The organism is Vibrio sp. sp1 (genome assembly GCF_016920955.1).
GTDB classification, from domain to species: domain Bacteria; phylum Pseudomonadota; class Gammaproteobacteria; order Enterobacterales; family Vibrionaceae; genus Vibrio; species Vibrio alginolyticus.
In genome coordinates this window covers 123890-143052 of the sequence record NZ_CP060590.1, presented here as the reverse complement: position 1 = coordinate 143052, position 19163 = coordinate 123890, and the positions used below count along the sequence as shown (strand labels likewise).

Here is a 19163-nt window from a genome sequence, read left to right as displayed (position 1 = left end):
ATCCCAACGTTGGTAGTTCGAATCAGCAAGAGAACTATCGTTTTAAACCCACATGACACACTCCTCTCGGTCTTACCTGTGTTATGTGGGTATTTTTTATTTAACTTATCACTTAACTCCTCTTGAAATTCAATAATTAAAAATGGCTATAATGAAATTTAAATTGATGGAATGTTGAATAATTTTGGATTTTACTGGTTTGTTGGTATTTAAAAGTTTTGTTTATAATACTTATAACTTGAATTTCTATATTAAAAATGATCTTTGTTATATTTATTGAATGATAAAGTTTTGAAGTGACTATAATATCTCGGATTTTTCACGTTAGTGATTTTATTCCTTCAGTATCTTGACGTTAATTTACCTATCTTTACGTCTCGTACCCTGTACGGCTAGGACAAATAGCAGTATAAAATCAAAACGATTATTTACTTCACTCCTGCTATGAAACTCAATAAAAAATGGCTCGTTTTGTGTGGCCTACTCGCTATTGGTGCTGGTGGTTATCATTATCTGCAACGTCCAGAACCCATTTCTCCTTACGCGACAGAAGTCGTGCGCAAAGGCAATATCGAAAAGGCGGTATTAGCCAACGGCATGTTGCAAGCGTCCAAATTGGTGAATGTAGGTGCGCAAGTATCTGGGCAAATTCAACGCCTCGCTGTGAACTTAGGGGATGAGATCAAACAGGGGGACTTGATTGCACAGATTGACAGCCTGACTCAGCAAAACAGCCTCAAAGAAGCCCAAGCGTCTCTTAATAGTCTCAATGCTCAGTATCAAGCTAAGCAAGCGCAGATTAAACAAGCAAACTATGAATTCGTGCGCCAAAAAGGCATGCTAGCGGCGAAAGCGAGCTCACGAGCTGATTACGAGAATGCCGAAGCGACGCTCGCCATCTACAAAGCCGAGTTAGCGCAACTGGATGCCGAAATCGAGAAAGCCAAAATCAACGTCGACAATGCGCAGTTAGATCTCGGTTACACCACCATCAACGCACCGATGGATGGCACGGTGGTCTACACCGCGGTGGAAGAAGGACAAACCGTAAACGCCAATCAAACCACGCCAACTATTATCGAGTTAGCCAAGTTAGATACGATGACAGTGAAAGCCGAAATTTCGGAAGCCGATGTGATTTTTGTTCACCCAGGCCAAACGGCGCTGTTCACCATTTTAGGCAAACCGAATCAGCAGTTTAAAGGCACATTGCGCGCCATTGAGCCGGGGCCAACCATCATGGATGGCGATGACAGCGATTTGAGCATTTCAGATAGCGACGCCATTTACTACAACGCTGTATTTGATGTGAAGAACCCGCAAGGTATTTTGCGCATCGGCATGACTGCGCAAGTTTCGATTGTCCTTGAGCAATCGGAAAATACCTTGATTGTCCCTTCACAAGTGCTGCAAAAATCTGGCGGCAAAGGCAACTATACCGTGCCAGTTCTTGAACAGGGCCAAGTGGTGCAAAAGCCCGTGACAGTGGGTATTAACAACAAAGTGAACGCAGAAATTCTCTCAGGTTTGAAGGAGGGCGACCAAGTTGTTCTTGGCAATGCCATGGATGGAGAATCATCAAGCCGAGGTGATCGTCGTCGACCTCCAATGAGGTTCTAATATGAGTGACGTGCTTTTAAAAGTTGAGGATTTAACTCGACGATTTGTCTCTGGCGACGAGTCGCTTACCGTGTTGAACCACATTAATTTAGAGATAAAACGCGGTGAAATGGTCGCGATCGTGGGGGCATCAGGCTCAGGTAAATCGACGCTGATGAATGTGCTCGGCTGCTTGGATAAACCGTCCAGCGGTCGATACTTCATTAATGGGCAAGATGTCTCGACGTTGGAATCTGATCAACTGGCGGAACTGCGCCGCGAGTATTTTGGCTTTATATTCCAGCGTTACCATCTGCTGGGGGATTTAACCGCGGTGGCAAACGTGGAAGTACCGGCGGTTTACGCGGGAGTTCCTCATCGTCAAAGAACGGATCGAGCGCAGTCGTTATTGGCTCGCTTAGGGCTGGAAGATCGTTTCACTCACAAGCCCAGCCAACTGAGTGGTGGCCAGCAACAGCGCGTGAGTGTTGCTCGTGCACTGATGAACGGCGGTGAGGTGATTCTCGCTGATGAGCCCACTGGCGCATTAGACAGTCACAGTGGGCAAGAGATGATGGCACTGCTTAAAGAGTTGCATCAACTTGGGCATACGGTCATCTTAGTGACTCATGATATGAACGTGGCGAACTTTGCGGATCGCATCATTGAAATCAAAGATGGTGAAATCATTGCAGATACGCCAAATGCACAAGTTGTAATCAATGAGCAAGCAGTACAGACACCGAGCACGTCTTTTCATCGCCCAGCGCAAGTCGCCAGTAAGTGGTGGAAGTGGGACAGTTTTATTGACGCGCTCAAAATGGCGCTGCTGGCGATGTCTAGCCACAGAATGCGCACGTTTTTGACCATGCTCGGCATCATTATTGGTATAGCCTCGGTGGTTTCCGTGGTGGCACTAGGTAATGGTTCACAACAGCAAATTTTGTCGAATATTTCATCCATGGGAACAAACACCATTGATGTCAGGCCGGGCAAAGGGTTTGGTGACCGCCGCTCCGGACGAGTGAAAACGCTAACCGCCGACGATGCTAAATCGTTGGAGAGTCTACCTTTTGTCGACAGTGTCACGCCGTCTTTATCCAACAGCTTAACCGTGCGTTACGCCAATCAGGATGCAACCGCGTCTGTGGAAGGGGTTGGGGAAGATTATTTCCGTGTGCGCGGTTATGAGATCGCCAAAGGTCAGTTTTGGGATGAAGAGAGCGTGAACTCACTCGCCCAAGAAGCAGTGATTGATGACAACACCAGAAAGGAAATGTTTGCGGATAGAAATCCGATTGGTGAAGTGATTTTTCTTGGTTCATTGCCAGTGCGTATTGTGGGTGTCACGCAGAAAAAAGAAGACGCGTTTGGCAACAGCGACGCGCTGAAAATTTGGGTGCCATACACCACCATGTCGGGACGAATGATGGGACAACGCTACCTCAACGGCATTACTGTACGGATTGATGAGAACGCCCCAAGCGCAGCGGTAGAACAGAGCATCATCAACTTGTTAAAAATGCGCCACGGTACAGAAGATTTCTTCACGATTAACACTGACACCATTCGTCAGAGCATCGAGAAAACCACCGCCACCATGACGTTACTGATCTCAGCGATTGCGGTGATCTCCCTAATTGTCGGCGGAATTGGCGTAATGAACATCATGTTGGTGTCGGTGACAGAGCGCACGAAAGAGATCGGTGTACGAATGGCTGTGGGTGCGCGGCAAGCGGATATTTTGCGTCAGTTTTTGATTGAAGCGGTACTAGTGTGTTTGTGTGGTGGCATTGCTGGTATTGGCTTGGCGTTTTTGATTGGTTTTGCATTCAGTACATCTGGCAGCAGCTTCCAAATGATTTACTCAATGAACTCGATCATCTGGGCGTTTATTTGCTCAACGTTGATTGGCATCGCTTTCGGCTTTTTACCCGCTCGCAATGCCGCCAAACTCGATCCGATAGAAGCGCTAGCGAGAGACTAAAAATGAGTAACACAATGAAATTCAAAACTCGATTGGTCGCGGCTGCCTTAAGTGCAGTGTGGTTGTCAGGTTGTGGGTCGCTTATGCGTAGCAACTATCAAGCTCCTGAGGTGCAAGTGCCTGCAAATTGGCAACAGATGCATGTTGCGGGTGATGTCAGCATGGATCCTTGGTGGTTGGCGTTTAACGACCCAACGCTTAATCAATACATTGCTCAGGTGTTGGCTCAAAACAACGATTTGACGCTGGCAACGCTAACGCTAAAGAAAGCGCGTTTACAGCTGGGTTTAACGCAAGATGACCTTTTCCCTACGTTGAGTTCTTCCACATCAGGACAAGTTCAAAAATCTCTTGATAGCGGGGAATCGGCAGATAGCTACAGCACTAACTTGTCCGTCAATTACGAGTTGGATTTGTGGGGAAAAATCTCGGCAGACGTTGACCAAGCCAAGTGGACGGCGATGGCAAGTCAACAAGATCGCGAGGCGACCGCACAAAGTTTGGTGGCAACGACGGCATCGTTATATTGGCAAATCGGCTATCTAAAACAGCGCTTAAACCTCAGTCAGCGTAATGTGGAAGACGCAGCTCAAACGCTACAATTGATTAAAAAACAGTACCAACTTGGCGCTGTGGATCAGTTAGATGTGCTTGAAGCCAAACGTACGTTGGCAAGCTTACAAGCGCAGCAAAGTGAGTTTGAACAGAGTTTACTTGAGGCAAACCACGCCTTTGCGATTTTGTTCAATCAACCGCCGAAGAGCATCAGTGCAAACATCCAAATGCTGCCTGAAGGCGATATGCCATCGTTGAGTGTTGGTGCTCCGTCTGATTTATTGATCCGCAGACCCGACATTAAAGCAGCGATTTATGAAGTCAAAGCCGCGCTAGCAAATAAAGACGCAGCAGATTTGGACTACTTGCCTAAGCTGACGCTCACTGGGGCTTTGGGGGGATCGTCACAAGCGCTCAAAGACCTGCTTTCCAACCCGATTGGCAGTTTAGGTGCGGATATGACGCTACCGTTTTTGCAGTGGAACGACATGAAAAATAGCCAAGCCATTGCCGATTTAGACTATCAATCGGCCATTGTGAGTTATCGCCAAGTGTTGTACGCCGCATTCCAAGATGTCGAAAATGCCTTGTCGGCACGAGAAAAATTGAAGTATCAAGCGGCGCGTTTACAAGAACAATATGATGCCGCAAGTGCCGCTGAGTCCATATATGCCGCGCGGTATCAGTATGGCTCGACATCGATCATGGACTATTTGAATGCCCAAGAAGACACCAGAAACGCACAAGCTTCTTTGTTGGAGAACCGCTACAACCAGTTTCTCACTCAGGTTACGCTTTACCAGTCTTTAGGAGGAGCCGACGTTGCGCCGTTGTAATTAGGTGTCAGCTCACACTAGCGAAGCGCCATGCAACAAAGCCTTTTTGAAGGTATTACTGGTCCCATGAATGGGACCAGTAATAAAAGCTTAAGTTACTTGGCGAACTTCTTGAAAGGTGCATCAACCGGGGTGTCAGCTAGGTGATTGGTGTAGTTACTCATCACTTTTTGCGCTAGACCAAGAACAATTTCAAGCAGTTGCTGCTGTCCGTAACCTGCCGCAAAGAATTTCTCTATCTGAGACTCTTCCACTACACCACGTTGACGCACCATTTGAAGCGTTGTTTCTCGTAGTGTTTCAAGTTTTTCGTCTGCCAATGGTGTTTGGTTGACGAGAGCATCAACAATCTCCTGATCCACTTTCATTGACGCCGCGATCGCACTATGAGCAGGAACGCAGTAGTGACAACCATGTTCAACGTTGATGGTTTGCCATACGACGGTCAATTCTTCTGCGTTAAATGATGTTTGTTGAAAGAGCTCATGCACAACTTGATAACCCTCAAGCAAGGTTGGCGCTTCAGCCATAACAGCATGAAGATTTGGTAGCATGCCAAACGCTTTGACTGAATTTTCAATCAGATGCTTTGATCCTTCGGGTGCGTTTTCTGCGGTATACAGTTTAAATTCTGCCATGTTTAAATCTCCTGTAGTTGGATATGAGCGAATTAGGCAAGAACAGGATAGTTGATTTTGAGCGGTCGCTCAATATAAAATTGAGCATATGTTCAAAATTGATAATTGCTCATGGCGAATACAAAGAAATTCCAACGTGATGAAGTGGTGAAAGTCGCCTCGGATCTATTCTGGAAGAAAGGTTTTCATGCAACATCTACACGTGATTTACAAGATAGCGTTAATCTGCGTCCTGGAAGTATTTATGCGACGTTTGGGTCAAAAGAGGGGCTATATTGTGAAGCGCTAAAAATGTACGTTGCGAACTTACAAGCCCTGTTTGAGTTGCATTTAGCTCAGAACACAACGGTTCTAGATGCAATAGAAGCTTTCGCGATTGATGTGGTTATCAATCAGCGAGACTCCAATCCCAGTGAAGTGTGCATGTTAGTCAAATCAGCAAGTGAATTTGCTGAGGATTTTAATGCGCTGCGCAATCAAACAAACAGCTTAGCAAACCAATTTGAATCTTTTCTTGCAAAGCTGTTTGAGCGAGCAATCGAGAATGGCGAAATTGAAGCTCAGGATACATTGCTTCTTGCTCAGTTGTTCCAGGTTCAGTTTACGGGTATACGAGCCTACTCATACCGCAGTGATGATGAAACCTTAAAGACGTTGATCTCTATTATGGTGAACAGCTTCCGCGGTAACGTACCAAAACAGAACGCTGAATGAGACTGCTCAAAGTCAACGTCTCTAAATCAACGGCTTGAAGTAAGCGAGCTCAAATAAACCCGTTATCGGGGGTCGATATCGATAAAAAATGACCACGAAGCATCGTGGTCATTTTTATGCAGATTAACTTGCAATGAACAACAACGGCTTATTAAAAGCGAAACTCTTCTAAGTTATTGCTGCTTTCTAACATTTTTTCAGCCACATAACGATGCGTTGCTGTGGTTGGGTGAGTCACATCCCAGAACACGAACTTATCTGCGCCAGATGCTGCACATTCAGAACGTAATGAGTGAGTGTACATGTAGTCAACAGAGGATGAACGGTTGATGTCTAAGCAAGGGTCGCTTGCATTTACGAAACCGTGTTCTTCTGGTGCCGAGGTTAACTTCTCAAACAGTGCGTGTGTATCAAACAATGCGATGTTGTAGCCTTGGGCTTTGTAGTACATCGCTTGTGCTTTGATGAACTCGTTCATCTTCAATACTTTCGCACGAATCGTTTCAATTTCTTCCTGTGTTGAGTATTTGAACTGTGGTGCTTTGGTTGCATCTGGCAGTGTCATCAACATGAAGTTCTTCGCGCCAGCGTCTGTTAAACGAATCAGAGCTTCAGCGTAATCCGCTTTTACTTCCGGCACGCTACGGTTGTAGTTCATGAAATCATTTAAACCAAACTCTAACGTAAACAATGTGTTAGCAGGGTTGTAGTTCTTCGCCAGCTTTGTGTAGGTTAAGTAAGAAGAAACTTGTTCGCCGACACCAGTTAGCGCGATGTATTGGTTTTCACCTGCTGCGCCACCAACTGCCCAGTTGTATAGCGGTAAGTTTTTGGCTTTAGCAACGTATTCCGTCCAAACAAAACCGTTTGAGAAGTGACCCAAGAACCAGCTATTCGGGTTAGGGAAGCGCCATTGGGACGCGTTAAAGATGTTGCCTGTATCAGACAAGCTATCGCCCAAAGCCACTACCTTGTTGATTTGATCTGGTTGCATTGCAGCATCATTGCTCCAGATCGTGTGGTTATAAGAATAACGATTGTCGGCAGCAAAAAATGTAATGTCTGCGTTCTCGTTCGCTAGATCTAGTGTTTCTTCACAACGCTGACGAATTACGTTTTGTGAGGTATTGGTGTAGAACATGTTTTTAAATGAAACAGAGCTCCACCAATAGCCATCGATAGTGAAGTCACTACCATCTTGGTTTTTTGCCCATTTCCAATCGGTAGCCGCATCGTCCTTAGAGTGGCTCGTACGATACCAGCATCGAACGTACGTATAAGTTTGATTTTCTTGCGCGCTAACCACTTCAGCCGCAGAAACCATTGCTGGTGATAAAGTTGGCTCCTCTGCAATGGCGGAGGCAAGCGGAAGTAATGCAGTTAATAGTGTGATTGTTTTTTTCATCATTCACTCTTCTTGTAATGGTTATTGTTCCGAATGCGTGAATACGCTCGGCTATAACAGTATTTAGATGAGAATTTTTCTCACTAAACCTTCTAATTCTGAGTAAATGCTCAAGACAGTCAACAACTAAATATTCAATATTTCAGTTTTGGCACCACGGTCAAAAAATCCATTCAGCATAGCAATCGATTAAATGGGTGATATTTAGAATAATTACTCACTAACATTAATTTAACATTCACTTTTTGTTAATTAAGTAATTGCTTTATAAGGTTTTGTTGATGATTTTCAATGTTAACTTAAAGTGTTTATTGAATGATCTTTTGTACAAATTTGTATATTCATGAAACAAATTGTTTGGCATTTTTGCTCTGTAAACTATAGCTGAAGCTCTCATGCAAACATCATGATGATGACTTTTCATGAGAATATAGTGAATAAAAATTAGCTCAAATAAGGAATAGGGCAAATGCACTACACAACAAGTAAAAAACAAGGCTTATTTTCGTTGTCTGCCGTAGCAATAGCACTGACCACTTCGATGTCAGCGTTTGCGGCTCCACCAATGGGATTTGATGAATCTAAGTTACCGACGAAGTACATCGTCAAATTCAAAGAAGATGCAGTCAGCCGTTCTTCAATGGGTGGTAACTCATTCTGGGGGCCACGAATCGCGCAGGAGTCTGTTCTAGAACAGGTGAAGGCACGTAAGGTGGAAAAACTGGGCAATCGCGCCATTTACAGCGTTGAATTGGATGGCGATGACTTAGAGCCGCTTCGCAACCGTAGTGATGTGGAATACGTGGAAGTCGATCCACCTCGCTATTTGCTCAGCGAAACGACCCCATGGGGATATGAAGCGGTTAATGCTCAACTGCTAGCTGACTTCAATGCGGGTAATCGCACTGTATGTATTATCGATTCAGGGTACGACATTTCGCACAACGACCTAAGCGGTAACCGCGTTGCTGGTACTAACGATAGTGGTACGGGATCATGGAGTGATCCGGGTAACAACAATGCCCACGGTACTCACGTCGCGGGTACGATTGCTGCGATTGCCAACACCGAAGGTGTAAAGGGTGTGATGCCAAACCAGAATGTGAATTTGCACATCGTGAAAGTATTTAACGAATCGGGTTGGGGTTACTCATCTGGGCTTGTTAAAGCAATCCAGACCTGTGCCGATAATGGTGCTAATGTTGTGAACATGAGCCTTGGTGGTAGTCAATCAAGCCGAACTGAGCAAAATGCACTGCAAAATATTTACGATCAAGGCGTTCTATTGATCGCCGCTGCGGGTAATGATGGCAATACAGCGCACAGCTATCCAGCTTCTTATGACTCAGTGATGTCTGTTGCGGCCGTTGATAATCAAAATGATCATGCAGCGTTCTCACAATCTACTAGTCAAGTTGAGATCTCAGGCCCGGGTGTGGCGATCTTATCAACGGTTACGGTAGGTGAAGGTAAACTTTCTGATATTACCTTGAATGGTGTCAGTCAGTTTGATCGTGGGATTGTTCCTCACAATCGTTTGATCAATAACGGTTCTTCGTATGTTCCGGATCCAATCGCGGGTTCAGTAACGGCAACGCTAGATAGCTGTGATGTATCTGGCGGTAACTTTAACTGTGGTGATATGTCGGGCAAAATTTGTTTGACTGAGCGTATTGGCAACCAGTCTTCAGGAAACTACCCTGAAGTGGATGCGGTTCAGGCTTGTTACAATGCGGGTGCGCGAGCTGCAATCGTATACAGCAACTCTGAACTACCTGGTTTACAAAACCCATTCTTGGTAGACACAAACAACGCTTATCGTATGGTTTCGGTAACGGTTGATCGTGCATTTGGTCAAGAGCTGTTGGGGTATGTTGGTCAGGAAATTACTGTTGCAACAACCTCTGGTGAAGATTACGAATACTACAATGGTACATCAATGGCGACACCGCACGTAACGGGCGTAGCTGGCTTGGTGTGGAGTTACCACCCAACCTGTACAGCAGCGCAAGTGCGTAATGCCCTAGTGAAAACTGCAACAGATATTGATGTTGCTGGTCGAGACAACCGTACTGGCCACGGCCTAGTTAATGCTGAAGCGGCGAAGCTGTTCTTGGACGCTGGCTGTAATGGACCTGATGGTGGTAGCTCTTCGGATTCTAGCTTCTCAAATACCAGCCCTGTCGCGATTCCAGATAATAAATCTTCTGGCGCAATCAGTGCAGTAGAAGTCGATCGCTCTGGTGATTCAGGCACAGTAAGTATTGACGTTGATATTAGCCACACTTACATCGGTGATCTACGAGTGACTTTAACGTCACCGACTGGTGGAGAAGTTGTACTTCACAATAATACTGGCGGCAGCGCTAACGATATAAAAAACACGTTCCAAGCGGATTTTTCTGGTTTTGAATCGCAAGGTACATGGGAACTAAAAGCGGTGGACAGTGCCAGAAGAGACACAGGCACCATCAACAGTTGGACTCTGACCTTTCAATAAGGAGTGGCTATGAAGAAGTTGACCTTACTTTCTTTGTCTGCGGTAGGCGCTACCGCACTATTGGCAATCGGACTGAGCTCAAGCAGCTTGGCAAACAATCAAGGATTTCCTCTCGTGGATGAACGCCAAGATCAAGCCGAGCAGCAACCTGCACGTTACTTTGTTAAGTATCATGAAGGAAAAGAGAGCGAAGTGAGAGCGCTTCTTCGTCAGCACAACATTGAAGTGGTCGATGCTCTGGTGAAACAACATGTGTTGATTGTGGTGGGTGAACAGGCGGAAGTCGATAAGCTCGCGGATCACGATGCGGTCGAATACACTGAGCAAGAGCCGACAAGAAAGCTGCTATCTAACGGAAATACGCTTCAATAAGCCAAACCTCCTTAAGATAGTGCCAAAAAGAAAACGCCCCTCACGTGAGGGGCGTTTGTTTTCTTTCTACGATTGTTTTCTATGATTATTTTTTATGACTGGTTTCTTCTAAAGCCAGTCGTTTGCTATGACGAGATATTCTTGAAGATTGATGCCGATGAGCCTATTCGCGCATCAATCAAGTCAGTTATCAGCTAGTTATATTCAGACTAACTACTTAGCGAACAATCAGACCCAGTAGGATACCAACAGCGCCGAAGTCTGCGTCACTAAAGGTCGTGTTAGCAAAGCCTAGGTCACCCAGTACTGGCATTAGGAATACTGGTAGGAAGGTAATCAGTAGACCTTGTGCAAAAGCACCCAAGATTGCACCGCGACGACCACCTGTAGCGTTACCAAATACACCTGCCGCTGCACCTACAAAGAAGTGTGGAACGACACCAGGGATAATCACAGTAAGCCCCATCACGTAAAGTAGGAACATACCCAAAAGACCCGCCGCAAAGCTCGATAGGAAGCCAACCAATACTGCGTTTGGTGCGTATGGGAATACAACCGGACAATCAAGCGCAGGTTTCGCGTTTGGTACTAGTTTGTCTGAGATGCCTTTAAACGCCGGAACGATTTCTGCGATAACCATACGTACACCTTGAAGGATAACGTACACACCACCGGCGAATGTGATGGATTGCATCAGCGCGAACATGAACCAGTGCTTACCACCGCTAACTTCGCGTACAAAGTCACCGCCAGCAAAGATACACGTCACCATAAAGATGATGCCCATGGTGAACGAGATTGCTACAGGCGTATCACGTAGGAACAACAAGCTCTTAGGTACGTTCATCTCTTCAGTAGAGTGTTCTTTGTTACCGAACTTGCTGCCAATAAAGCCCGCTAGTACGTAAGAAAGGGTAGAGAAGTGACCAATCGCAACGTCGTCAGAACCTGTTACTTGCTTCATGTACTTGTGAGCAATCGCAGGGAAGAACACCATCACAGAGCCCACAACCAGAGAGCCAAGCGCGATCAGTGGAACACCTTTCATGCCGCTAGAAGCAAGGATCGCCGCTACCATCATCGACATAAATAGCGTGTGGTGACCTGTTAGGAATATGAATTTCCATGGCGTGAAGCGAGCGATCAAGATGTTCACTAACATACCGAAGAACATGATCATCGCCATCTCTTTACCAAACGCTTCTTGCGCGATAGAGACGATAGCTTCGTTGTTTGGAACCACGCCAGTGATGCCGAACGCGTGTTGGAAAATCGTCGCAAAGTCACCCAGAGAAGTTACAACCAGACCCGCACCCGCGCCAAGCACGATGAAACCAAGAATGGTTTTTACCGTGCCTTTAATGCACTCGGTGACCGGTTTTTTCTGGGCAATTAAGCCGATTAGGGCGATAAGACCTACTAGAACCGCTGGCTCTGATAGGACATCGTTCATTAAGAAACTGAAAAATTCCATAACGCCACCTTATAGAGCGCCAAGCTCTTGAAGTGCTACAGATAGACGCTCTTTCATTGCCACTTTGTCGACCATGTTATCAAGCGCAACGATGCGTGGTTCAACGCCAAGTGCGTTCAACTGTTCAACGATGTCGTTAGTACCGATGAATATGTCGCAATCCGTACCTTTTGCAGAACCTAGATCGATATGATCCACTTCTGCGTTTACATTCAATTCTTTCACGATGCCTTTGATGCTCATTTCCATCATTAGGCTAGTACCAAGACCGTGACCGCAAACAACCATAATTTTCATAATTCAGACCTTTTCTTTTTATAGGGGTGTATGCCCATTTTTTAAGGGCACATCAGGAGTTAGTATTTTTCGATGATCGCGAGAACATCTTGTGTGTTTTGAGCGGTGCAGATGGCTTCTACATGCTCTTCATTCATAAACAACTCAGCCAGTTTAGAAATCGCATCCACGTGCGAGTTACTGTCTGTCGCGGCTAGCGTAACCAGCATTTTCACTGGGTCGTTACCTTCAGAATCGAAGTTCACGCCGTTTTGAATCACTGTGATGGCAAGAGACAAACGGTTAACGCCATCTTCAGGGCGAGCGTGTGGCATTGCCATACCAGGACCTACCACGTAGTAAGGACCGAGCTCTTCGTGTGAGCGGTAAATAGCGTCCACGTAGCTTGGCTCAATCGCGCCATTTTCAATCAGTGCTTCACAGGATTTACTCACCGCATCTTTCCAGTCAGTAGCATCAGAATGGATGCGAATCACATCAGAGGTAATCAGTTCACGTAGCATTGGATCTTTCCGGTTTGTTGTTTTGTTGATGGGTACTTTATCGATCAATTTGTCAGAAAAACCTGAGAATGATCACAAATGGTAGCGCTATCTGATAGCGCTATCATAAATTGTGATAGCGCTACCATTTTTATCAGTCATCCGAGTTTCATATGCTTGTGATCGACTTCTAATGCGCTAATATCAAAACCACTAAAACGCTGTGGTAAGATGTCGCGGCAGAAAATAGAGAACACTAAATAAAAACAATGAGCGAACCTCGCAAACGAAGAAGTACTGGCAATGTCACCTTGGCGGACGTCGCTAAAAAAGCCGGCGTAGGCACCATGACGGTGTCGAGAGCATTACGAACGCCCGAGCTAGTATCTGACAAGCTGAGAGAAAAGATTCAACAAGTGGTTGATGAGCTCGGCTATATCCCGAATAAAGCGGCAGGGGCTTTAGCGTCTGCTGAAAGTTACTCCATCGCTCTTATCATTCCTTCCCTGTTTGAAAAAGCGTGCGCGCTTTTCTTACCGAGCTTTCAACAAGCGTTGAACAAAGCGGGTTATCAGTTGCTGCTTGGCTACAGTGATTACTCGGTAGAGCAAGAAGAGAAACTGCTTTCGACATTTCTTGAGAGCCGCCCAGCGGGAGTGGTGTTGTTTGGTAATGAACACAGCCAGCGAACCAATCAGCTTTTGGAAGCCTCGAACACGCCAGTATTGGAAATTGCAGAGTTAAGTTCGAAAGCCAGTTATCTCAATATCGGCGTTGACCATTTTGAGGTGGGTAAAGCCTGTACCAAGCATGTGATTGAACAAGGCTTCAAGAACGTGGGCTTCATTGGTGCGCGTGGCGATCACTCCACTTTGCAACGTAAGCTACACGGCTGGCAAAGCGCGATGATTGAGAACTATCTTGCGCCGGATCATTTCTTAACCACGCACGAAGCACCATCTTCACAATTGGGTGCGGAAGGGTTGGCAAAGCTATTGCTGCGCGATTCAAGTTTGAATGCTTTGGTATGTAGCCATGAAGAGATTGCGATTGGCGCGTTGTTTGAGTGTCACCGCCGAGTGCTGAAAGTCCCGACCGACATTGCGATTATCTGTTTGGAAGGTTCTTCCATGGGTGAGCACGCCTATCCAAGTTTGACCTGTGCGGAATTCGACTACGAACGCATGGGGACGAAAGCTGCAGACAAGTTACTGCAAGCCATTAAAGGTGAGCCTGTAGAGCATGCAACGGATATGGGCTTTAAGCTAAAACGCCGAGCGAGCACTGCGATCAACTAATTTGATTTGGTTAGATACTAAAACGCGATACAAAAAACCTCTCAATGCTGAGAGGTTTTTTTATACGTGAGAACAGTGATTCTCGACTACGGACGCTCACCTGCTGCTAGGCGACGTTCGATATCTGCAACCACTTCTGGGAAGTCAGCAATGGTGTCGATGAGGTAGTGCGGCGAGCTCTTGAGCAATTTTGCACGCGCTTTTTCACGAGCGGCATTAAGCGTTGCTTCGTCCGCAGCTTGGTATTCTTCAAACGTCAGACCTGCTTCGTTACCAGAAAGCAGCAAGCCAACGGTCCACATACCGGCGTTGTGACCTTCATCAATGCCCGGTGCTGCGTCATCCACTTTGATACACGCTTTAACGTCGGTTACATTCAGCTCAATCACGTTTTTCAGTGCCATAAATGGTGCTGGGCGACCACCTTGAGGCAGGTCATCTGTTGCTACTACGTAATCCGGTTTGTAGCCGTAATCCGCCGCCACTGGAATCAATACGTCCATCACTTCACGAGGGTAACCAGAACAAGAACCGATCTTGATGCTTTTGTCTTTCAGACCGTTCACAACTTCAATCGCATTAAGGATTGGGTCTGCGTGGTCAGCCACTTTTGCTTTTTGCAGAGGCATGAATGCTGCGTAGATAGCGTCGATGTCTTCGCTGGTCATTGAGCGACCAAACTTCTTATTCCAACGCTTATCAACAGCAGGAATACGACCCACAGCTTGGATGTGATCCCACTTACCAAGCCCCATTGGTTCACGTGCTTCTTTAAGGTCGATTTCAAAATCAAAACCTTGTTTGAACGCTTCCACAAAGATACTGGTTGGCGCAAAAGAGCCGAAATCGACGATAGTGCCAGCCCAGTCAAAGATCACTGCTTGAATTGGTGAGTTGCTCATGTTCAATCCTTTTTCTTGCTTGCCAGAGCGCTGCCTACACGTTGGAACTGCGCTCAGGATAAATTGGTTTTTGTTGAGGTTAGAAGTAGTTAAAGTCTTTGCATACTTTGGCGATGGCTTCTTCGAATATCGCCAACGCTTCGGTTAGTTGTTCGCGAGTAATGATCAGCGGTGGGCTGAGCTGAATCACGTTACCTTGCGATACCTTGAAGCTCACTCCGTTGTTGAGGCATTGGTACAGCACAGCTTCCGCTTCGTCATACGCGCGTGCTTTGCTTTCGTGGTCAGTGACCAGTTCAATGCCCCATAACATGCCGATGCCACGAACATCGCCAATCACTGGGTACTTGGCTTTCATCTCTAGCAACTTTTCACGCATGAACTGGCTGTCGGCTTTGGCTTTATCTAGCAAACCGTCTTGCTCAATAGCTTCCATGGTTGCCAGTGCCGCTGCACAACCGATAGGGCTTTTCTCATGAGTGTAATGGCCCATGGAGATCTGCTCAGCAGTGTTGTATTTGTCTTTGGTCACCATGGCTGCGATAGGCACTAAGCCACCACCCAAGCCTTTACCGATGCAGAGCATATCTGGCTCGATGTCGTAGGCTTGGTATGTAAACCATTCACCGCTGCGACCCATGCCGTTAGGGATGTCGTCGATGATCAGCATGACATTGTGTTTGTCACAGATTTCACGGATGCGTTTCCAGTAGGCTTTACTCGGCACTTGAACATCCGTGTTGCGAACCGCTTCTGCGATAAATGCGCCCACGCCGCCTTCTTTCTCAATCACGTATTCGAGGTAATCGGCGTAATGCACGTCGCTGCCGTCCTCTACTGGGAAAGCGCCTCGGTAAGACACGGCTGGTGGAATGCGCTCAACACCTGCCATTAATGGTCCCATACCTTGGCGGAAACACGCTTCGCCACCTACTGAGATGGCATCCAATGATGCGCCGTGGAAGGAATCCCACAGCGACACCACCTTGTAATTGCCCGTGATGTGGCGTGCTAATTTAAGAGCCATACCAACCGCAGATGTGCCACCCGGAGCAAACAGCACGCGGTTCAATTCGCCGCCACAGATTTGGGTGAGTTTTTCGGCACATTCAATCGCAGTTTCATTGGTAAAACGACGTGGTGAAAACGGCAGTTTGGCAATTTGCTCTTGCACACGTTTAATCACATGCGGATGACCGTAGCCCAGCTGATGGACGTTATTGCCATGGAAGTCCATGTACTTTTTGCCGGTGGCATCTTGGATGTCGATGCCTTCTGCTGCTTCCAAGGTATCTAAGCAAGGCGTCGACATGGCTTGATGAAGAAAGACTTCCGAGTCACGCTTCAATAATGCTTGCGTGCGTTCGTCGTCCATCGATGCATTCCAAGCTTGGCGCGCTGGTGTCGTGTTGACATCACCTTCGCTGCGGAAATGAGTCGGTTTGATATTCTGAGTCATAACGCTCTCTCAATCAGAAGGCTGCTTTACGCAACTTGCCAGTACATTGCTTTTTCAATTGCACCGATTAAGCGCTCGATATCTGCTGGGTAAACTTCGCCAATGTTGCCGATGCGGAAGCAATCTGCGTTCGATACTTTACCCGGATAAATCACGAAGCCTTGCTCTTTCAAACGCGTGTAGAACGCTTTGAACTGGTAATCACTGTGCGTCGGAGAGTAGAAAGAAGTGATGATTGGCGAGTGAAGGTCATCACTCAGTAGTGGTTCGAACCCCAGAGAACGCATTCCTGCAACCAGTGTTTTCTGGTTAGTTTGGTAACGGTGATGACGAGCCTCAATGCCGCCTTCTTGTTCCAGTTCTAGCAATGCTTGATAGAAAGCGCGAACTGTGTGCGTTGGAGAAGTAAAACGCCATTTACCGTGGTTCACTTCCATGCAGTGCCACTGGTCGTAAAGATCAAGGCTCAAAGAACGTGCCTGACCTTGGCACTTTTCTAGCTCAGTTTGTTTCGCAATCACAAAGCCAAAGCCCGGCACGCCTTGAATACATTTGTTTGCAGAGCTGATCATAAAATCGATGCCTAGCTCAGCGATATCGATAGGAATGCCACCAAAGCTCGACATGGCATCGAGAATCACCACTTTGCCGTGTGCTTTTGCTGCAGAAGCAAATTCCTCAATTGGGTTAAGCATGCCAGTGGTTGTCTCGCAGTGAACAATCGCCACGTGTGTGATCGCAGGATCCGATGCCAATGCAGTTTCCACCTCGTTCAAGTGTGGCTGTGATGTTTCGCCTGGGGAAACTACATGGCATGGAATATTTAGGTAATCAGCGATCTGAGCGATACGCGCACCGTAAGCACCGTTGTCGACAACCAACAATTTTCCATCTTTGCCAATGGCACTGCCAATCGTTGCTTCTACTGATGCGGTGCCGCTACCTTGCATTAGTACGCTGGTGTAGCCGTCTTGCTCCGTCGCCAGTTTTACAAGCTTAGCGCGGATCACTTCTACAATGTCTTTGTTGTATTCATCATCCCAAGTACACCAGTCTTTAAGCATGGCTTCACGTACCGTTTCAGAAGTAGATAGAGGACCTGGAGTCAGTAGTAGGTATTCGTTTTTCATCTCGATTTCCATCAGAATAGGCTAATTGGTCTACACCAAATTTCAAGTTCACTCTAACGAGGAAGAAAAGGGCAGTAAATAGGCGAATATCCAATTTCATAAAACTTTAATATCCAGAAAATGGCGGATCAATTGAACGATTATTCAGCGCAAATTTTCGTAAAACTGCCATTTAATGGTCATGATTTCGTCACAAAGGCTCAGTAGGGTGTATATCGTCAACTGGTACAGACCAAATGAAAACTTAGCCAAATTAACTGGAGAAAATGATGAAAAACCGTTTGATGAAAGGATCGCTGGCTGCACTTGTCTCTCTGCTAGCTACGAATGCAATGGCAGCACAGGAAGTCACGGTTTACACCGCTTTCGAAACTGACATTCTTGCTAAATACAAGTCTGCGTTTGAGAAAGATAACCCAGATATCAAGATTAAGTGGGTTCGCGATTCCACCGGTATCATGACGGCGAAATTGCTGGCCGAAAAGAATAACCCTCAAGCGGAAGTGGTTTGGGGTCTTGCTGGCTCGTCAATGGCACTGCTTAAAGATGAAGGTCTTCTTAAGCCTTACACACCAAAAGGTTTGGAAGAGCTGCACGCGAACCTAAACGACCCTCAATCAAACCAAGCTTGGTTCGGTAACGATGCGTTCTTTAACGCAGTTTGTTTCAACGAAGCGGTTGCGAAACAACTTAACCTACCGAAACCAACGTCTTGGGAAGACCTAACAAAGCCGGTTTACAAAGGTCACATTGCAATGCCGAACCCAGCGTCTTCAGGTACTGGCTACATGCAGGTTTCTGCTTGGCTACAAAACATGGGTGAAGATCAGGCATGGAATTACATGCGTGACTTAGACAAGAACATTGCACACTACACGCACTCTGGCTCTAAGCCATGTGTTCAAGCGGGTATGGGTGAAGTGGCTATCGGTATCTCGATGGCAAGCCGCGGCGCGAAGCTGAAAACACAAGGCGCACCACTAGCGGTTATCACACCAAAAGGTATCGGCTGGGAATCAGAAGCTGTTGGTCTAGTAAAAGAGTCGAATGCAGCGAAGCGTGTTGTCGACTGGTCAATCTCTAAAGCAGCAAACGAGCTTTACGTAGAAATGTACCCAGTGGTTGCACATAAAGAAGTGAAGGCGACCGTATCTAACTTCCCGAACGTTCAAGAGAACATGGCGAAGATGGACTTCGCGCAAATGGGCAGCAAGCGTGCAGAGATTCTAGCGGCATGGTCTGAGAAGTTTGACGCGAAATCAGAGCCAAAATCTTAATTGAATTTGCTTTGAGTTGAATACTGAAATCCACCTCGGTTGAGGTGGATTTTTTGTTTTCTCTGTTATTTCAGAGTTTGCTGAAAGTAGATTCCTAGTCTCACCTAGGTTCGCTGGAATGACGGACTTAAGAAAGTTGGGATCTTCTATCCGCACTTACAACGTCATTCTCGAGAGCGACGGAGGAGTGAGTCGGGAATCTCAGAATATAGTGCTTGTAAGAGATTCCGGATGGCTC

16 protein-coding genes are annotated in these 19163 nt (G+C 46.4%); 8 read left to right on the top strand and 8 right to left on the bottom strand.

Annotation, left to right across the window (positions count from 1 at the left end):
- Positions 1 to 444 precede the first annotated feature (444 nt).
- From H9L11_RS16120 to H9L11_RS16110, 3 genes are read left to right on the top strand one after another with little or no spacing between them, the layout of a single operon-like run.
- On the top strand, positions 445 to 1620 hold the full coding sequence (locus H9L11_RS16120; RefSeq protein ID WP_021821302.1) for an efflux RND transporter periplasmic adaptor subunit: 1176 nt from the start codon (positions 445 to 447) through the stop codon (positions 1618 to 1620).
- A 1-nt stretch (position 1621) separates the two neighbouring features.
- Entirely contained in the window at positions 1622 to 3586 is a 1965-nt protein-coding gene (locus H9L11_RS16115) for a MacB family efflux pump subunit (RefSeq protein WP_025768038.1), read from the top strand.
- A 14-nt stretch (positions 3587 to 3600) separates the two neighbouring features.
- On the top strand, positions 3601 to 4977 hold the full coding sequence (locus H9L11_RS16110) for an efflux transporter outer membrane subunit (RefSeq protein WP_205391271.1): 1377 nt from the start codon (positions 3601 to 3603) through the stop codon (positions 4975 to 4977).
- Between the two features lie 95 nt (positions 4978 to 5072).
- On the opposite strand, the gene H9L11_RS16105 is transcribed toward H9L11_RS16110, so the two are convergent.
- Positions 5073 to 5615: a carboxymuconolactone decarboxylase family protein gene (locus tag H9L11_RS16105; RefSeq protein ID WP_005374097.1), complete on the bottom strand. Its 543-nt coding sequence runs from the start codon at positions 5613 to 5615 to the stop codon at positions 5073 to 5075.
- A gap of 111 nt (positions 5616 to 5726) precedes the next feature.
- Between H9L11_RS16105 and H9L11_RS16100 the strand changes: the two genes are divergently transcribed.
- A complete protein-coding gene (locus tag H9L11_RS16100; RefSeq protein WP_205391270.1) occupies positions 5727 to 6329 on the top strand; it encodes a TetR/AcrR family transcriptional regulator in 603 nt (200 codons plus the stop codon).
- A gap of 151 nt (positions 6330 to 6480) precedes the next feature.
- Here the strand turns inward: H9L11_RS16100 and H9L11_RS16095 are convergent, their stop codons facing one another.
- Entirely contained in the window at positions 6481 to 7737 is a 1257-nt protein-coding gene (locus H9L11_RS16095) for a type 2 secretion system lipase (RefSeq protein WP_017819748.1), read from the bottom strand.
- Positions 7738 to 8203: 466 nt separating this feature from the next.
- Here H9L11_RS16095 and H9L11_RS16090 point away from each other — a divergent pair, with 466 nt between their 5' ends.
- Together H9L11_RS16090 and H9L11_RS16085 are read left to right on the top strand one after the other, a co-directional pair.
- Positions 8204 to 10234 (top strand): S8 family serine peptidase, encoded by a 2031-nt coding sequence (locus H9L11_RS16090; protein WP_171344275.1) that lies wholly within the window; start codon positions 8204 to 8206, stop codon positions 10232 to 10234.
- A gap of 9 nt (positions 10235 to 10243) precedes the next feature.
- Positions 10244 to 10606 (top strand): hypothetical protein, encoded by a 363-nt coding sequence (locus H9L11_RS16085; protein WP_005384348.1) that lies wholly within the window; start codon positions 10244 to 10246, stop codon positions 10604 to 10606.
- 217 nt (positions 10607 to 10823) lie between these two features.
- On the opposite strand, the gene H9L11_RS16080 is transcribed toward H9L11_RS16085, so the two are convergent.
- The 3 genes from H9L11_RS16080 to H9L11_RS16070 are packed head-to-tail and all read right to left on the bottom strand — an operon-like array spanning position 10824 to position 12880.
- The gene (locus H9L11_RS16080; RefSeq protein ID WP_005384349.1) at positions 10824 to 12080 is read right to left on the bottom strand and encodes a PTS ascorbate transporter subunit IIC; all 1257 of its coding nucleotides are present in this window, start codon (positions 12078 to 12080) and stop codon (positions 10824 to 10826) included.
- A gap of 9 nt (positions 12081 to 12089) precedes the next feature.
- Positions 12090 to 12377, bottom strand: coding sequence for a PTS sugar transporter subunit IIB (locus H9L11_RS16075; RefSeq protein ID WP_005374080.1), 288 nt, complete (start codon positions 12375 to 12377; stop codon positions 12090 to 12092).
- Between the two features lie 59 nt (positions 12378 to 12436).
- Positions 12437 to 12880 carry a PTS sugar transporter subunit IIA gene (locus H9L11_RS16070; protein WP_005384357.1) on the bottom strand — a complete coding sequence of 148 codons (444 nt, stop codon included), beginning with the start codon at positions 12878 to 12880 and terminating at the stop codon, positions 12437 to 12439.
- 248 nt (positions 12881 to 13128) lie between these two features.
- On the opposite strand from H9L11_RS16070, the gene H9L11_RS16065 reads away from it, so the two are divergent.
- Positions 13129 to 14157: a LacI family DNA-binding transcriptional regulator gene (locus H9L11_RS16065; RefSeq protein ID WP_005442357.1), complete on the top strand. Its 1029-nt coding sequence runs from the start codon at positions 13129 to 13131 to the stop codon at positions 14155 to 14157.
- A gap of 86 nt (positions 14158 to 14243) precedes the next feature.
- On the opposite strand, the gene phnX is transcribed toward H9L11_RS16065, so the two are convergent.
- From phnX to phnW, 3 genes are all read right to left on the bottom strand, one after another.
- Complete coding sequence (gene phnX / locus H9L11_RS16060; protein WP_205391269.1) at positions 14244 to 15059, bottom strand: phosphonoacetaldehyde hydrolase; 816 nt, start codon at positions 15057 to 15059, stop codon at positions 14244 to 14246.
- 79 nt (positions 15060 to 15138) lie between these two features.
- Positions 15139 to 16518, bottom strand: coding sequence for an aspartate aminotransferase family protein (locus H9L11_RS16055; RefSeq protein WP_205391268.1), 1380 nt, complete (start codon positions 16516 to 16518; stop codon positions 15139 to 15141).
- Between the two features lie 26 nt (positions 16519 to 16544).
- Entirely contained in the window at positions 16545 to 17648 is a 1104-nt protein-coding gene (gene phnW / locus H9L11_RS16050) for a 2-aminoethylphosphonate--pyruvate transaminase (protein WP_205391267.1), read from the bottom strand.
- A 266-nt stretch (positions 17649 to 17914) separates the two neighbouring features.
- On the opposite strand from phnW, the gene H9L11_RS16045 reads away from it, so the two are divergent.
- A complete protein-coding gene (locus H9L11_RS16045; RefSeq protein ID WP_136976315.1) occupies positions 17915 to 18925 on the top strand; it encodes a putative 2-aminoethylphosphonate ABC transporter substrate-binding protein in 1011 nt (336 codons plus the stop codon).
- Positions 18926 to 19163: the final 238 nt, after the last annotated feature.

What these genes read in the sequence shown, in the direction of transcription:
- H9L11_RS16120 (WP_021821302.1), top strand. Translation starts at nt 445, where the DNA reads ATGAAACTCAATAAAAAATGGCTCGTTTTGTGTGGCCTACTCGCTATT.
- H9L11_RS16090 (WP_171344275.1), top strand. Translation starts at nt 8,204, where the DNA reads ATGCACTACACAACAAGTAAAAAACAAGGCTTATTTTCGTTGTCTGCC.
- phnX (WP_205391269.1), bottom strand. Translation starts at nt 15,059, where the DNA reads ATGAGCAACTCACCAATTCAAGCAGTGATCTTTGACTGGGCTGGCACT.
- H9L11_RS16115 (WP_025768038.1), top strand. Translation starts at nt 1,622, where the DNA reads ATGAGTGACGTGCTTTTAAAAGTTGAGGATTTAACTCGACGATTTGTC.
- phnW (WP_205391267.1), bottom strand. Translation starts at nt 17,648, where the DNA reads ATGAAAAACGAATACCTACTACTGACTCCAGGTCCTCTATCTACTTCT.
- H9L11_RS16110 (WP_205391271.1), top strand. Translation starts at nt 3,601, where the DNA reads ATGAAATTCAAAACTCGATTGGTCGCGGCTGCCTTAAGTGCAGTGTGG.
- H9L11_RS16070 (WP_005384357.1), bottom strand. Translation starts at nt 12,880, where the DNA reads ATGCTACGTGAACTGATTACCTCTGATGTGATTCGCATCCATTCTGAT.
- H9L11_RS16045 (WP_136976315.1), top strand. Translation starts at nt 17,915, where the DNA reads ATGATGAAAAACCGTTTGATGAAAGGATCGCTGGCTGCACTTGTCTCT.
- H9L11_RS16065 (WP_005442357.1), top strand. Translation starts at nt 13,129, where the DNA reads ATGAGCGAACCTCGCAAACGAAGAAGTACTGGCAATGTCACCTTGGCG.
- H9L11_RS16085 (WP_005384348.1), top strand. Translation starts at nt 10,244, where the DNA reads ATGAAGAAGTTGACCTTACTTTCTTTGTCTGCGGTAGGCGCTACCGCA.
- H9L11_RS16095 (WP_017819748.1), bottom strand. Translation starts at nt 7,737, where the DNA reads ATGATGAAAAAAACAATCACACTATTAACTGCATTACTTCCGCTTGCC.
- H9L11_RS16055 (WP_205391268.1), bottom strand. Translation starts at nt 16,518, where the DNA reads ATGACTCAGAATATCAAACCGACTCATTTCCGCAGCGAAGGTGATGTC.
- H9L11_RS16075 (WP_005374080.1), bottom strand. Translation starts at nt 12,377, where the DNA reads ATGAAAATTATGGTTGTTTGCGGTCACGGTCTTGGTACTAGCCTAATG.
- H9L11_RS16100 (WP_205391270.1), top strand. Translation starts at nt 5,727, where the DNA reads ATGGCGAATACAAAGAAATTCCAACGTGATGAAGTGGTGAAAGTCGCC.
- H9L11_RS16105 (WP_005374097.1), bottom strand. Translation starts at nt 5,615, where the DNA reads ATGGCAGAATTTAAACTGTATACCGCAGAAAACGCACCCGAAGGATCA.
- H9L11_RS16080 (WP_005384349.1), bottom strand. Translation starts at nt 12,080, where the DNA reads ATGGAATTTTTCAGTTTCTTAATGAACGATGTCCTATCAGAGCCAGCG.